General features: G+C 64.4%; 12 protein-coding genes and 1 pseudogene. All 13 read left to right on the top strand.

The genetic code is table 11. From position 1 onward, the window contains the following. The first annotated feature begins 34 nt into the window (after positions 1-34). The 13 genes and pseudogenes from ACRWQA_RS19795 to ACRWQA_RS19735 all read left to right on the top strand — a co-directional run bounded on the left by ACRWQA_RS19795 (position 35) and on the right by ACRWQA_RS19735 (position 13,382). Entirely contained in the window at positions 35-1,303 is a 1,269-nt protein-coding gene (locus ACRWQA_RS19795) for an aromatic ring-hydroxylating oxygenase subunit alpha (RefSeq protein WP_434230005.1), read from the top strand. After that, positions 1,300-1,794, top strand: a complete 495-nt coding sequence (locus ACRWQA_RS19790; protein ID WP_434230002.1) for an aromatic-ring-hydroxylating dioxygenase subunit beta — start codon at positions 1,300-1,302, stop codon at positions 1,792-1,794. Before ACRWQA_RS19795 ends, ACRWQA_RS19790 begins: the two co-directional genes overlap by 4 nt. Further along, positions 1,794-2,552, top strand: coding sequence for an SDR family NAD(P)-dependent oxidoreductase (locus ACRWQA_RS19785; RefSeq protein ID WP_434229999.1), 759 nt, complete (start codon positions 1,794-1,796; stop codon positions 2,550-2,552). The genes ACRWQA_RS19790 and ACRWQA_RS19785 overlap by 1 nt, the downstream gene beginning before the upstream one ends. Positions 2,553-2,557: 5 nt before the next feature. After that, on the top strand, positions 2,558-3,529 hold the full coding sequence (locus tag ACRWQA_RS19780; RefSeq protein ID WP_434229998.1) for a PDR/VanB family oxidoreductase: 972 nt from the start codon (positions 2,558-2,560) through the stop codon (positions 3,527-3,529). 18 nt (positions 3,530-3,547) lie between these two features. After that, a pseudogene (gene thmT, locus ACRWQA_RS19775) lies at positions 3,548-3,742 on the top strand (2-hydroxymuconate tautomerase); the annotation flags it as partial. A 33-nt stretch (positions 3,743-3,775) separates the two neighbouring features. Continuing rightward, positions 3,776-4,702, top strand: coding sequence for a flavin reductase (locus tag ACRWQA_RS19770; RefSeq protein WP_434229996.1), 927 nt, complete (start codon positions 3,776-3,778; stop codon positions 4,700-4,702). Between the two features lie 48 nt (positions 4,703-4,750). Continuing rightward, complete coding sequence (locus ACRWQA_RS19765) at positions 4,751-5,317, top strand: nuclear transport factor 2 family protein (RefSeq protein WP_434229993.1); 567 nt, start codon at positions 4,751-4,753, stop codon at positions 5,315-5,317. 9 nt (positions 5,318-5,326) lie between these two features. Further along, a complete protein-coding gene (locus ACRWQA_RS19760) occupies positions 5,327-6,385 on the top strand; it encodes a maleylacetate reductase (RefSeq protein ID WP_434229990.1) in 1,059 nt (352 codons plus the stop codon). A gap of 81 nt (positions 6,386-6,466) precedes the next feature. Continuing rightward, entirely contained in the window at positions 6,467-7,312 is an 846-nt protein-coding gene (locus ACRWQA_RS19755) for an intradiol ring-cleavage dioxygenase (RefSeq protein WP_434229988.1), read from the top strand. Between the two features lie 246 nt (positions 7,313-7,558). Further along, positions 7,559-9,010: an APC family permease gene (locus ACRWQA_RS19750; protein WP_434229986.1), complete on the top strand. Its 1,452-nt coding sequence runs from the start codon at positions 7,559-7,561 to the stop codon at positions 9,008-9,010. 71 nt (positions 9,011-9,081) lie between these two features. Further along, positions 9,082-10,506 (top strand): aldehyde dehydrogenase family protein, encoded by a 1,425-nt coding sequence (locus ACRWQA_RS19745; RefSeq protein ID WP_434229984.1) that lies wholly within the window; start codon positions 9,082-9,084, stop codon positions 10,504-10,506. A gap of 83 nt (positions 10,507-10,589) precedes the next feature. After that, positions 10,590-11,939: an aminotransferase class III-fold pyridoxal phosphate-dependent enzyme gene (locus tag ACRWQA_RS19740; protein ID WP_434229983.1), complete on the top strand. Its 1,350-nt coding sequence runs from the start codon at positions 10,590-10,592 to the stop codon at positions 11,937-11,939. 114 nt (positions 11,940-12,053) lie between these two features. Further along, a complete protein-coding gene (locus ACRWQA_RS19735) occupies positions 12,054-13,382 on the top strand; it encodes an alginate export family protein (RefSeq protein WP_434229980.1) in 1,329 nt (442 codons plus the stop codon). Positions 13,383-13,430 lie beyond the last annotated feature (48 nt).

Below are 13,430 nucleotides of genomic sequence, written 5' to 3'. Positions count from 1 at the left end.
AACAAGGCCGGCCAATAGATATTTCGAGGTCATCATGAATAGCCAAAACAAGATCGACATCACCCCTCACGAACTCGTGTTCAAGGATTACATTCGCACGCCAATGTACGAGGATCCCAGGCTGTTCGAGGAGGAGATGCAGAAAATCTTCAAGAAGACCTGGGTGTGGGTCGCCCACGAAAGCGAGTTCCCCGACAAGGGCTCGTTCAAGCTTTCCCAGGTGGGGCTCGAGCCGGTGATCGTGGTACGCGACAGGAAGGGCGCGATCCACGTCATGGTGAACCGCTGCCGCCATCGCGCGGCCACGGTGTGCGAGGTGAAGAAGGGCAAGACCTCCTCGTTCCAGTGCCCCTACCACGGCTGGGGCTATGGGCTCGATGGCTCGCTGCGGGCGCTGCCTTATCCCGAGCAGTACGGCGACGACTTCGACAAGGCGCAGCACGGCCTGCTCAAGCTGCGCACCGAGTCCTACGCCGGCATGGTCTTCGCCACCTTCAACGAGGAAGCCGAGCCGCTGGTCGAGTTCCTCGGCCCGGTGACCAAGTGGATCGACCTGTTCATGAAGCAAGGGGCGGGTTATCCGGTCAAGGTGCTGGGCGAGCATCAGTTCAGTGTGCCGATGAACTGGAAGGTCCAGTTGGAGAACACCACCGACGCTTATCACTTCCCCGTCGTCCACAAATCCTTCCTGCAGTCGTTGGATGACGAAACCGAGGAGGTCTTCTCCTTCCTGGATCAGGGCAAGGGGTACGTGGAGGATCTCGGCAACGGCCACTCGGTGATGGTCATGATCCCCGAGCTGGTGGATCTCGACGAAAACCTCGAGGCACCGATCCCCGAGCGCTTCGAGGCGCTGGCCCAGGAGCTGCGCGCCGACGGCTACCCCGACGAGCAGGTGAGACGCATCGTACGTGCCGTGGGAGGCGCGGGCTTCAACCTCAATCTCTTCCCCAACGTCTCGTTCTCGCTGGCGTTCTTCCGCGTGTTGACGCCGGTGAACGTCGAGCGGACCGACATTCGCCACATTGCCATCGGCATGGATGGCGGCCCCGAGGCGGCCAACCAGGCACGTCTGCGCCTGCACGAGCACTTCCAGGGCCCGATGGGCTTCGGCTCGCCCGACGATGCGGAGGTGTGGGAGCGGGTCCAGCGCGGCACCAAGGGCGGGGCGGAGCTGCCCATCCTGCTCAATCGCGGTCTCGTCGACGAGCAGCCGGGCGAGGTGGGGCCCCGCGGCCATATCAGTGCCGAGACCGGCATGCGGGCGGCGTACGACATGTGGAAGAGGATGATGCAGTCATGAACGAGATGATCAAGATGGAAAAGGAGCTCTTGCTGCAGGATGCGCAGGCCTTCGTCTGGGCCGAGGCGGACATGCTGGACCGCCAGGACTACGACGCCTGGCTCGCCCTGTGGAGCGAGGAAGGCTTCTACACCCTGCCGATCGGCGACAGCGAGGACTTCGACAACGCGCTCAACCTCTGCCATGACGATGCCAAGATGCGGCGTGATCGCATCACTCGCTTCCAGCAGGGATTCTCGATCTCCTCGGCGCCGCCGGCCCGCACCATCCGCACGGTGTCGCGCTTCGTCATCGACAAGGCCGAGGGCGACGAAGTGACGGTGCGCTGCGCCGAGCATCTGATCGAAGACAAGTTCGGTCGCCAGCGGATCTGGGCCGCGAACCTGACCTACACCCTCATCGTCACGCCGGGCGGCTTCAAGATCCGCCACAAGGTGGCGCGTCTGCTCAACTCCGACGGAGTGCTGAATTCATTCAGCTATTTGTTCTGATGACTACGCCGACTCCTGACAAGATCCAGACGGCGGTGGTGACCGGCGGGGCGCGTGGTTTCGGCGCCGAAGCCGTGCGCGCCCTGCATCGGGCCGGTTTCCGGGTGGTGATCTCGGACATCGAACCCGAGCCGGCCGCGGCGCTTGCCGCCGAACTCGACCTGGCGGGCGACACCGCCGTATCCGCCACCCTCGATGTGTCGAGGCCCGAGGACTTCCAGGCCGTGCTCGACAAGTGCATCGAACGCTGGGGATCGGTCGAGGTGCTGGTCAACAACGCGGCGCGCACGGCCGTTCAGGGGCTGCTGGAGATCGACCCCGCGGACTTCAATGCCGTGCTGGCCACCAATGCCGGCGGCACCTTCGCCGGCAGCCAGATATTCGGCCGTCACTTCAAGGCGCGTGGCTACGGGCGAATCGTCAATCTCGCCTCCCTGGCGGGGCAGAACGGCGGCACGGCCACCGGGGCGCACTATGCCGCCTCCAAGGGCGCCATCCTCACGCTGACGAAGATCTTTGCCCGCGATCTCGCCCCCTTTGGCGTCACCTGCAACGCCATCGCGCCCGGCCCGATGGATACGCCCATGGTGCGCTCCGTGCTGGGCGGCAATCTCGAGCAGGCCATTGCCAACATCCCGGTGGGCAGCCTGGGTGATCCGCACTTCGTCGCCGAGCTGGTGGTGCTGCTGGCGAGCCCCAGGGCGGCGTTCGTCAACGGCGCCTGCTGGGACGTCAACGGTGGAATCTACATGAGGTGATGCCAATGGATACCGCTAACCAACGCCTGACGCTGGCGATCGACCGGCGCATCGACGAGCCGGGCGGGATTGCCAGGCTGCGGCTGCGCTCGCTGGACGGCGCGCCGCTGGCGCCCTTCACCGCCGGCGCGCATCTGGACGTGCATGTGCGCGATGGCGAGATCGACCTGTGGCGGCAGTACTCGCTCTGCTCGGATCCGCAAGTGAGCGAGTTCTACGAGATCGGCGTGCTGCGCGACCCCAACAGCCGCGGTGGGTCGGAGACCCTGCACCGAATCGCCAGGGAGGGGGAAACCCTCGAGATCGAAGGGCCGAGAAACCACTTTCCGCTGCACGAAGAGGCGCCGCAGAGCCTGCTGTTCGGCGGCGGCATCGGGGTCACGCCGATGATGGCGATGGCCCGTCGCCTGCGCGCGCTGGGCAAGGACTTCACGCTGCACTACTGCACGCGGTCGCGCAGCTTGACGGCCTTCCGCGGCGAGGTGGAGGCGGCCGGGCTTTCCGACGTCGTCGTCTATCACCATGACGACGAATTCGAGACCAAGCTCGATCTGAATGCCGAGCTCGCCGCTGCCAGGGAAGGTGCGCATGTCTACGTATGTGGCCCTCAGGGATTCATGGATTGGGTGATCTCCCGTGCCCAGGCGTTCGGTATCGGCGACGACCGCATTCATCGCGAATTCTTCTCCGCCGACGTCGATGTCTCGGGCGACGCCTTCGAGGTGGTTGCCGAAAGGTCCGGCATCAGTGTCTCCGTCGGTAGCGAGGAGACGATTGCCAAAGCCCTCGCCAAGGCCGGCGTGAAAGTGGAGGTGAAATGCGAGGAGGGCGTGTGCGGTACCTGCGTGGCCGACGTCCTCGAAGGCGAGATCGATCATCGCGATCACTTTCTCACCGAGGAGGAGAAGCGGGAGGGCGAGATGATGTGCGTCTGCTGCTCTCGGGCCAAGGGTAAACGGATCGTTCTCGATCTCTGACGACAACAAAAGGACAAGACAATGCCAACCGTTCACGTCTACATGATGGCGGGTCGTACCCAGGATCAGAAGGAGACTCTGATCCGCAAGGTGACGGACGCCATCGCCGAATCCATCGATGCCCCCGAAGCAAACGTGCGGGTCATCATCAGCGAGATACCCAAGAGCCACTACGGTATCGCCGGCACCACCGGCGAGAAATTAGGGCGCTGACAACGATCCCGCGTCTGGGAGGGAGAGCCGCTTATGAGCTTCGATACGAGAGATTTCCGTAGCGCGTTGGGCAAGTTCGCCACCGGCGTGACGGTGGTCACCGCGCGCGAGGGCGAGGAGAACCATGGCGTCACCGCCAGCAGCTTCAATTCGGTGTCGATGGAGCCGCCGCTGATCCTGTGGAGCATCGACAAGGGCGCCTACAGCCTGAATGCCTACCGCAATGCCGAGCACTTCGTGGTCAACGTGCTCAGCAATGAGCAGGTCGATATCTCCAATCGCTTTGCGCGGCGGGGCGAGGACAAGTTCGCCGGCATTGCCATCGAGGAGGGCCTCGGCGGTGTGGCCAAGGTGAAGGGGGCCGCGGCCCATTTCGAATGCCGCACGTGGAACGTCTACGAGGGCGGCGATCACCTGATCATCGTCGGTGAAGTGGTGCGCTACGCCTATCGCAACGAGGGCAGCGCCCTGGTCTTCCATAACGGGCGCTATGCCGTGCCCGAGCCGCATCCCTTGCTGCTCAATGTCGGCGAGCACCCGGCGTTGAACGGCCGACTGGGCAAGCACCTGCTCTACCTGATGCGCCAGGCGCTGGCCGCCTACCGCGGCGATTTCTATCCGCGGCTCGGCAGCCTGGGGGTCAACGACAACGAGTGGCGGATCCTGACCCTGCTGGCGGACCGCGGCCCTCAGGCCGCCGAGACCTTGGCGGAGCGCGTGGCCCAGCCCCAGGCGGATCTCGAGGACACCCTCGACGGGCTGCGTGAGCGTGGCCTGGTCGGCCCGGGCGAAGACGGTTGCGTCCGGCTCAGCGAGGAGGGGCAGGCGTTGGCGCTGCGCCTGCTGGCCATGGCCGACGACTACGAGCGACGCCTGTTCGAGAATCTGGAGCCGGCCGAGGTAAGCGCGATCAAGTCGGGCCTGGGGCGCGTGATAGAGCGCCTCGGTGCCCCTCTATAGCCGCCTCCGGGCGAGACCATTCCGCTGAAGAAAGCAAAGGAGAGAGACATGTCGGAAGTGACGAGTGCCGAGATGAAGGCCCTGGTGGCGCGTATCGAGACATTGGAGGCCGAGGCAGAGATCCGTCGCCTCCAGGCGCGCTACATGTTCCTGTGCGACACGCCGATTCCCGAATATGGCGTGAAGAGCGATGAAGAGCGCATCGAGCTGATCATGGCGCTGTATACCGAAGACGCCGTGTGGGAAGGCGTTGGCGAGTACTACGATAACCAGTTCGGCCGCGCCGAAGGGGCGGCGGCCATCCGGCGTCATTTCCAGGGGTTCTGGAACAAGGACCAGGATCCCAAGCTGCTGCTCAACGTGCACTACCTGACCTCGGAGCAGATCCATGTCAGGGACGACGTCGCGGAGGGCCAGTGGGTGCACTGCCAGCCCTGGATCTTCTCCGATGGCAAGGCGCTGCTGCGCTCGTCTCGGCTCAATAACGCCTTCCGCAAGGAGCCCGATGGCACTTGGAAGATCACCCGAACGCGTACGGAGAACGTCTTCGTCGCGCCGCTGAAAGAGGGCTGGGCGACTGATTACCCGTCCGAGTCGGTGCTGCTCAAGGACTGAGGGGGCGTCATGTCGCACGATTTTGTGTACACGGCCAATCCGGCGCGCATTCTTTTTGGCCCCGGCAGCCTGGCCCGGATCGCCGACGAGGTGCGCCTGCTGGGCTGTCGCCGGGCCCTGGTGCTGTCGACGCATTCGCGACGCGAGGATGCCCTGCGCCTGAACGTGCAGTTGGGCGAACTGGGGGCCGGGGTCTTCAGCGGGGCGGTCATGCACACCCCGGTGCACGTGACCGAGCAGGCCATGTCGGCATTCGAGGACGCCGCCGCCGATTGCGTCGTCGCCCTGGGCGGGGGTTCGACCATCGGCTTGGGCAAGGCGATCGCCTATCGCAACGATGCGCCGCAGCTGGTGGTGGCCACCACCTATGCCGGCTCCGAGGTCACGCCGATCCTGGGGCAGACCGAGAACGGCCTGAAGAGCACCGTCAAAGGCGCCGCCATCCTGCCCGAGGTGGTGATCTACGACCCCGAGCTGACGCTGGGGCTAGCGGTGGCGACCAGCGTGACCAGCGGCCTCAACGCCATGGCGCACGCAGTGGAGGGACTCTATGCCAAGGACCGCAACCCCCTGACCGGCCTGATGGCCATGGAGGGCCTGCGCAGTCTCAAGCAGGCGCTGCCGGCCATCGTCGAACGCCCGCAGGACCTACAGGCGCGCAGTGATGCGCTGTATGGCGCCTGGCTGTGCGGCACCGTGCTGGGCAGCGTGGGCATGGCGCTGCACCACAAGCTCTGCCACACACTGGGCGGCAGCTTCGACCTGCCCCACGCCGAGACCCACGCCATCCTGCTGCCGCATACCGCGGCGTACAACGCCCAGGCGGCCGCCGAGGTCCTGGCGCCGGCGGCGAGCCTGTTTGGCGGCGAACTGGGCGGTGGCCTCTACGACTTTGCCGGCTCTCTCGGAGCCCCCCTTGCCCTCGAGGCGCTGGGGCTGCGCGAATCCGACCTGGACGAAGCGGCCGACCTGGCGGCCAAGAACCCCTACTGGAACCCCCGGCCGGTGGAGCGCGACGCCATACGCGAGCTGCTCCAGCGCGCCTGGAGCGGTTCCCGGCCCCGGTGATTCACCTAGGCGAGAGCGATTCATTCAGGCCCGAGCGGCTTACCCAGGCCGGAGCGAAAGGGCCATCGAGGAGAATGAAGCATGTCCCAGATCGACTATTTCACCGAAGCGAACTCCGTCGAGGCGGTCAATGCACGCATGGGCGAGGAGACCGACCCCAGGCTGCGTGAGGTCATGGCGTCGCTGATCCGCCATCTGCATGGTTTCGTCAAGGAAGTGGGGCTGACCCAGGCCGAGTGGGAGGCGGCGATCGACTTCCTGACCCGCACGGGGCAGAAGTGCGACGACAAGCGTCAGGAGTTCATTCTGCTCTCCGATACCCTCGGGGTCTCCATGCTGGTGGATGCCATTCAGCACCGCCGCCCGGCGGGCGCGACCGAGAACACGGTGTTCGGTCCCTTCCACGTGGACGGGGCACCGGAGCTGCCCATGGGGGCTTCCATCTCGCTGGATGGCAAGGGCGAAGCCTGCCGCTACCAGGGTCGCGTGCTCGACCTGGGGGGCAACCCCGTCGAGGGGGTGCGCATCGACGTCTGGTCGGACAACAGCGACGGCTTCTACGACGTCCAGCAGCCGGACCAGCAGCCGGAGTGGAACAACCGCGGCCTGTTCATTACCGGTGCCGACGGCCGCTACGACTTCATCGGCATCAAGCCGGTGCCTTACCCGATCCCCGATGACGGCCCGGTGGGCCGGATGCTGGCAAGCCTGGGGCGCCATCCGTGGCGGCCGGCGCACATGCACTTCATGCTCGAGCACCCCGACTATGAGCGCATCGTCACCCATACCTTCGTCGCGGGGGATGACTACCTGACATCGGACGCAGTGTTCGGCGTCAAGAGTTCACTGATCATCGATTATCGTGAAGTGTGGGACTCCCATGTGAAATGGAAGGCCAACTTCGACTTCGTCATGGTGAAGAAATAAATCGTTCTAAGAGAAACGCGGCTTATTGACGTAATTCGCATCCGTGAAAAGTTCTGAGTCTGTCCGGTTTTTACTTTTGGAGTCGATGGCGGGATAGTGTGGATTTGGTCCGTAGTTGATATGTATCTCATTGAATAAAAAGAGAATCGTGGTGCCGATTTGGGATAACGCCACTTGCCGGAGTGGTAATAAGATAAAAGCTGTGGCGTTGGTGATTCCTATAATCATAATATGAAGGTTCGAAAAATGAGCGTAACTTCCTCCCCTGCGATTGTCTCGACAGAGCTAAGGCGTGGCGCCTTGGGTGTCGGTTTCATCATCTTCTTCGTCGTATCCGCGGCAAGCCCGTTCAGTGTCCTGGCAGGCGGCTTTCCGATCGGCATGATGCTGGGAAATGGTGCGGGCACTCCCGTGCTGATCGGCCTCGTATTGACGGTTCTGCTGATATTCTCGGTGGGGTATACCACCATGGCCCGCTACGTGACCAATGCCGGCGGCTTCTATGCCTTCTCGGCGCGGGGCCTGGGCGGGATTGCCGGCGGTGCGGCTGCGGGGCTGGCGATCTTTGCCTACAACATCCTGCAGATCGGCCTCTACGGCATGTTTGGCGGCGTCGCCGCCGGCACCATGAGCGCCGTATTCGATCTGCACCTGCCATGGTGGATCTATTCGCTGGTGGCGATGGCAAGCATCGCGTTTCTCGGCTACCGCAAGATCGACCTCTCGGCCAAGGTGCTCTGCGTGATCGTCATGGTGGAGTATCTCGTCATCCTCGTGTTGAACGTGGCGATACTCACCAGCGGTGGCGACAGCGGAGTGAATTTCGACTCCTTCCAGGCCCAGCATGTGTTCAGCGGCGCCCCTTCCATCGGTCTGCTGTTCTGCTTTGCCGCCTTCATCGGTTTCGAAGCGACCACCATCTATGGTGAAGAGGCGAAGAATCCCCGCCGCGACGTTCCGCTGGCGACCTATTCCGCCATCCTCTTGATTGGCTGTTTCTATGCGGTCTCCACCTGGTCGATGATCATCGGCGTTGGCGTCGACAAGATCGTGCCCACCCTGTACGCGCTCGAGGATCCGACCACGCTGATCTACGGCCTGTCCGACCACTACGTCGGGCCTGAAATGACGCAGGTCATTCGCGTCCTGTTCCTGGTAGGGATCTATGCCGGTCTGGTGGCCTTCCATAATTCGGCGGCCCGCTATTTCTATGCCATCGGCCGCGACGGCCTGCTGCCGAGTGCCCTGGGAACCACTCACCCCGTGCATCAGAGCCCCCATGTCGGCTCGCTACTGCAGACGCTGATCGCGGCAACGGCGGTGATGGTCTTTGCGGCCTTCGGTGGCGACCCCATCCTGCAGCTGTTCGCCTGGTTCTCCAGCCTGGCCGCGCTCTCTCTGATCCTGCTGATGGCGATCACCTCCCTGGCGGTATTGCGCTATTTCCGCCGCCATCCCGAGCTGGCTGTGGGCCCGTGGAGAGGCAAGATTCTTCCCGCATTCTCCAGTCTCGCGCTGCTCACCATGCTGGTCATCGCGGTGATGCACTTCGACGTTCTGACCGGTTCCAGCCAACTGCTCTCCTACGGTCTCTGCATTCTCATCGCCCTGGCGCTTGCCGTGGGCGGGGCGATGGCCATGCGCCTGCGCCAAACCTCTCCCGAGCAATTCCAGCAGCTCGGCTCTCATCGACTGTAAACCACTCTGCCTTGATCGCCGGGAAAGGCCTGCCTTTCCCGGCCAGGCATCGAAGCAGGAAGGACGGCTGTATGCGTAACTACGAACTGTCGATCAACGGCGACAAGGTACCGGGTGCCGCAGGGCATTTCGAGGTCATCGATCCGGCTACGGGGGCGCCCTTCGCACGGTGTCCGGCCGGCTCGACCGAACAGCTGGATCAAGCGGTCAGCGCCGCCCGCGATGCCTTCGATCAATGGAAGCTCAGTTCTCATGCGCAGAGATGCGAGCTGCTCAGTCGCATCGCCGACGACATCGAGCATGAGGCGGTCGAGCTGGCAAGGCTGATCGTCATGGAACAGGGCAAGCCGCTGGCCCTGGCCTACTCCGAGGTGGGCGGCGGCGCGGCCTGGACACGCTATGCGGCCAGCCAGGACGTGCCGGTGGAGCTGGTGGAAGAGACGCCCACCCAGCGCATCGAGCTGCACCACAAGCCGGTGGGCGTGGTGGCCTCCATCACGCCCTGGAACTGGCCTTTCATGATCGCGGTGTGGCACATCATGCCGGCGCTGCGGGCGGGCAACTGCGTGGTGAGCAAGCCCTCCAGTCTCACCCCGCTGAGCACGATTCGCCTGGTGGAGATCATCGCCCGCCACGTGCCCAGGGGCGTCATCAATGTCGTCACCGGCGAGCAGGGCTTCGGCAGCGCCATCACCGCTCATCCCGGCATCGACAAGATCGTCTTCACCGGCTCCACCGAGACGGGGCAGCGGGTCATGCAGGCGGCGGCTGGCAACCTCAAGCGCCTGACCCTGGAGCTGGGGGGCAACGATGCCTCCATCGTGCTGCCGGGCACGCCGGTGGACGCTGTGGTGGAGGACATCTTCCAGGCGGCGTTCCTCAACATGGGCCAGACCTGTGCGGCGCTGAAGCGGCTCTACGTGCACGAATCCCAGTACCAGGAGTTCGCCGAGGCCCTGGCGGCCATTGCCGAGCGGCAGGTGGTCGGCGCTGGCCTGGAGGAGGGCGTCACCTTCGGGCCGATCCAGAACCTCGATCAACTCGAGCTGGTGAGCGAACTCGTCGACGATGCCCGTGCCCAGGGCGCGCAGGTGCTGTGCGGAGGCGCCCGCCTGGATCGCCCGGGCTTCTTCTACCCGCCCACCATCGTCACCGGGGTCAGCGATGGCCATCGTCTGGTGGATGAAGAGCAGTTTGGCCCGGTGCTGCCATTGATCGCCTACCACGACGTCGAGGATGCCCTGCGGCGTGCCAATGCATCGCAGATGGGACTGGGCGGTTCGGTGTGGGGCGAGGACCAGGCCCGGGCGCAGACCATCGCCAGCCGACTGGAGAGCGGCGTGGCCTGGGTCAACTGCCACGCCCAGATCCAGCCCAACACGCCCTTCGGCGGCCGCAAGATGTCCGGCTTCGGCGTCGAGTTCGGCCTGGAGGGGCTGCTCGAATTCACCACTCCGCAGCTGCTGTTCGTTCGTAAACCCGCGGCAAAGACGTGATTGGGCACTTCAGGCCGATACCCAAGCGATGCATTGAAAAGACAGTGCATAAGAAATTGCATAAGAACCCGAGAGATCAAGCCATGTACGAGAAATACAAGACGGCAGAGAAGAAGTTCTGGCATCCGATGAGTTCGTCGGCGCCGGATAACCAGGCCCGGCGGCTGGTGATCGCCCGTGCCGACGGCAACTACATCACCGATATCGAAGGCCACCGGATGCTCGACGGCGTCGGCGGGTTGTGGAACGTCAACGTCGGCCACAACCGTCCGGAGGTCAAGGCGGCCATCGCCGCGCAGCTCGACGAGCTGGCCTACTACCAGACCTTCGACGGCATCGCGCACCCGCGGGTCTTCGACCTGGCCGAGCGGCTCACCTCGTTGTTCGCCCAGGAGGAGATGACGCGGGTGCTGTTCAACTCGGGCGGCTCCGATGCGGTCGAGACGGCGCTGAAGATGGCGCGTCAATACTGGATCGCCGCCGGCGAGCCCGGCCGCACCCGCTTTCTCTCGCTGCGCAATGGCTACCATGGCGTGCATGTGGGCGGCACCTCGGTGGGCGGCAACGGCGTCTACCACTACAACCATGGCCAGCTGCTGCCGGGCTGCTACCACCTCGACACCCCCTGGCTCTACCGCAACCCCTGGGACTGTCGCGATCCGGTAGAGCTGACCGCTCACTGCATTCGTCAGCTGGAGGAGCAGATTCAGTTCCTCGGCCCCGAGACCATTGCCGCCTTCATCGCCGAACCGGTGCAGGGCGCCGGTGGAGTGATCGTGCCGCCGGACGGCTATTGGCAGCAGCTGCGGGAGGTCTGCGACCGCCACGAGATCCTGCTGATCGCCGACGAGGTGGTCACGGGGTTCGGCCGTACCGGCTGCATGCTGGGCAGCCGTGGGTGGGGCGTGGCGCCCGATATTCTCTGCCTGGCCAAGGGAATATCCGCGGGCTACATCCCCCTGGGCGCGACGGTGTTCAACCGGCGCATCGTCGAGGCGATCGAGAACTCGCCCGGGTTCGGCAACGTCATCATGCATGGCTACACCTACAGCGGCCATCCCACCGCCTGCGCCGCGGCCCTGGCGGTGCTGGACATCGTCGAGAGGGAGGCCTTGCCGGACAACGCCGCCAAGGTGGGGGCGCGACTGATCGAGCAGCTGCAGCCGCTGAGCGAGCGCTTCGACGTGGTCGGTGAAGTGCGCGGCAAGGGGCTCATGGTCGCGCTCGACCTGGTGGCCGACAAGCGCACCCGGCAGCCGATAGACCCTGCCGGGGGGCAAGCGGCCCGCATCGCCGAGGAGGCGCGCAAGGAGGGGGTGCTGGTGCGCCCGGTCGGCAGCAAGATCATCCTCTCTCCGCCCTTGACCCTGACGACCGACGAGGCCGGCATGATCGCCCAGGCGCTGGAGGTGGCCCTGTCGCGGCAGGGCTAGAGGCAGTGAACGAGCGCGTGTGGTCCCAGAGGGGGGGAGGGGCGCGCTCGACCCGAACGGCTCGCGGCTCATTCATCGAGCGAGCCGACAACAACAAGACATCAAGGTACGAACATGAACTCTCATAAGACGACTTGGGTTGCCGGCGGGGTCCTCGCGCTGACGATTTCTCTTGGACAGGAAGGTCAGGCCCAGGCCTACGAACTGCTGACGAGTGCCGACGGGGCATTGAACGCCGATCTGCTGGCCGTCCATGGTTGGATGAACAGCCGTAAGAACTACGACGGTAGGGAGGATGGCTCGAGCTGGCGCGAGGGTTTCATCAAGTATGGCTTCAGTGGCCATCAGGGGCTGGGATACACCGGCACCCTGTACGGTGGCCTCAACTGGGTCAGCTCCGCCACCTGGGGGGATGGCGATGCCGGCGGCAACAGCGTGGGCACGGAACGCAGCACCACCCTCGAGGACGCCTACCTGGGATGGCGCTCCGCGGATCGCTTTCCCGCCCTCGGGACGGATGGCGTGGATGTCTCGCTGGGCCGGCAGGTCGTCCAGCTCGGCAGGGGCTTCATCATCAATGACGATGGGCTGAACCTGGGCCGGGGCCCGGCTGACGGCGCCCTGGACCGTGGTGGCGCCTACTACCTGGCGGCCAGGCATGCCTTCGATCGCACCGCAGTGCTGCGCCTCGGCGGGGAGCAGGGCCTGCACGGGATGGCTGCCTGGCTCAAGTCCGACAACCTGGCCCAGGCCGAGACCGAACTGGCCGCCGCTACCCTCGACTATGCCGGCGATGCGGGCCTCATCGGACTGACCTGGGTGCACGGTCTCGACGTCAACCGCGAGTGGGCCGACGAATTTCTCGAGCAGCGTGACGGCATGAACGTCTACAGCCTGCGGGGGGAAGGCGACGTCGGCATCGAGAACGCCAACTTCGCCTTCGAATACGCTTGGCAGGACAAGGAGGCCGGCTCGGAAACCGCCTGGTACGCCGAGGCCGGCTACACCTTCGCCGATGTTCCCTGGTCGCCCAGCCTGACGTATCGCTATACCCGCTATTCGGGGGAGTGGGACTCGCTGTTCACCGGCCTGAGCAGCCCCGAGCTGGGCACCTGGTTCCAGGGCGAAGTGGCGGCCAACTATGCGGGACCCTTTGCGCGCAACAACGACGTTCATCATATCGCCTTGAGGGCCAGCCCCAGGGAGAACCTCACCCTGGGGGCGCTGTTCTTCGACTTCAGCACCCTGAAGGGACGCGATACGCTGAATCTGGATGGCAGGGAGCTGGACCTGTACCTGGAGTGGGCCGTGACCGACAACATCGTCATCAGCCCCTTGCTGGGCTTGTACAAGCCCAGGAGAGACGAAACCGAGGGGGGCACCCAGGTGGGCGGCAACGGTACCAACGTGTACGCCCAGCTCATCTTGGCGGCGTTCTTCTGATGACTCTATTCTGATAGCTCTTTTTTGCTAGTTCTATTGTGATGGGCG

It is taken from the genome of Billgrantia sp. C5P2, assembly GCF_051062895.2.
The sequence above is the reverse complement of the archived record's forward strand: the minus strand, read 5'-3'. Positions and strand labels throughout refer to the sequence as shown.

What these genes read in the sequence shown, in the direction of transcription:
- ACRWQA_RS19795 (WP_434230005.1), top strand. Translation starts at nt 35, where the DNA reads ATGAATAGCCAAAACAAGATCGACATCACCCCTCACGAACTCGTGTTC.
- ACRWQA_RS19790 (WP_434230002.1), top strand. Translation starts at nt 1,300, where the DNA reads ATGAACGAGATGATCAAGATGGAAAAGGAGCTCTTGCTGCAGGATGCG.
- ACRWQA_RS19785 (WP_434229999.1), top strand. Translation starts at nt 1,794, where the DNA reads ATGACTACGCCGACTCCTGACAAGATCCAGACGGCGGTGGTGACCGGC.
- ACRWQA_RS19780 (WP_434229998.1), top strand. Translation starts at nt 2,558, where the DNA reads ATGGATACCGCTAACCAACGCCTGACGCTGGCGATCGACCGGCGCATC.
- ACRWQA_RS19770 (WP_434229996.1), top strand. Translation starts at nt 3,776, where the DNA reads ATGAGCTTCGATACGAGAGATTTCCGTAGCGCGTTGGGCAAGTTCGCC.
- ACRWQA_RS19765 (WP_434229993.1), top strand. Translation starts at nt 4,751, where the DNA reads ATGTCGGAAGTGACGAGTGCCGAGATGAAGGCCCTGGTGGCGCGTATC.
- ACRWQA_RS19760 (WP_434229990.1), top strand. Translation starts at nt 5,327, where the DNA reads ATGTCGCACGATTTTGTGTACACGGCCAATCCGGCGCGCATTCTTTTT.
- ACRWQA_RS19755 (WP_434229988.1), top strand. Translation starts at nt 6,467, where the DNA reads ATGTCCCAGATCGACTATTTCACCGAAGCGAACTCCGTCGAGGCGGTC.
- ACRWQA_RS19750 (WP_434229986.1), top strand. Translation starts at nt 7,559, where the DNA reads ATGAGCGTAACTTCCTCCCCTGCGATTGTCTCGACAGAGCTAAGGCGT.
- ACRWQA_RS19745 (WP_434229984.1), top strand. Translation starts at nt 9,082, where the DNA reads ATGCGTAACTACGAACTGTCGATCAACGGCGACAAGGTACCGGGTGCC.
- ACRWQA_RS19740 (WP_434229983.1), top strand. Translation starts at nt 10,590, where the DNA reads ATGTACGAGAAATACAAGACGGCAGAGAAGAAGTTCTGGCATCCGATG.
- ACRWQA_RS19735 (WP_434229980.1), top strand. Translation starts at nt 12,054, where the DNA reads ATGAACTCTCATAAGACGACTTGGGTTGCCGGCGGGGTCCTCGCGCTG.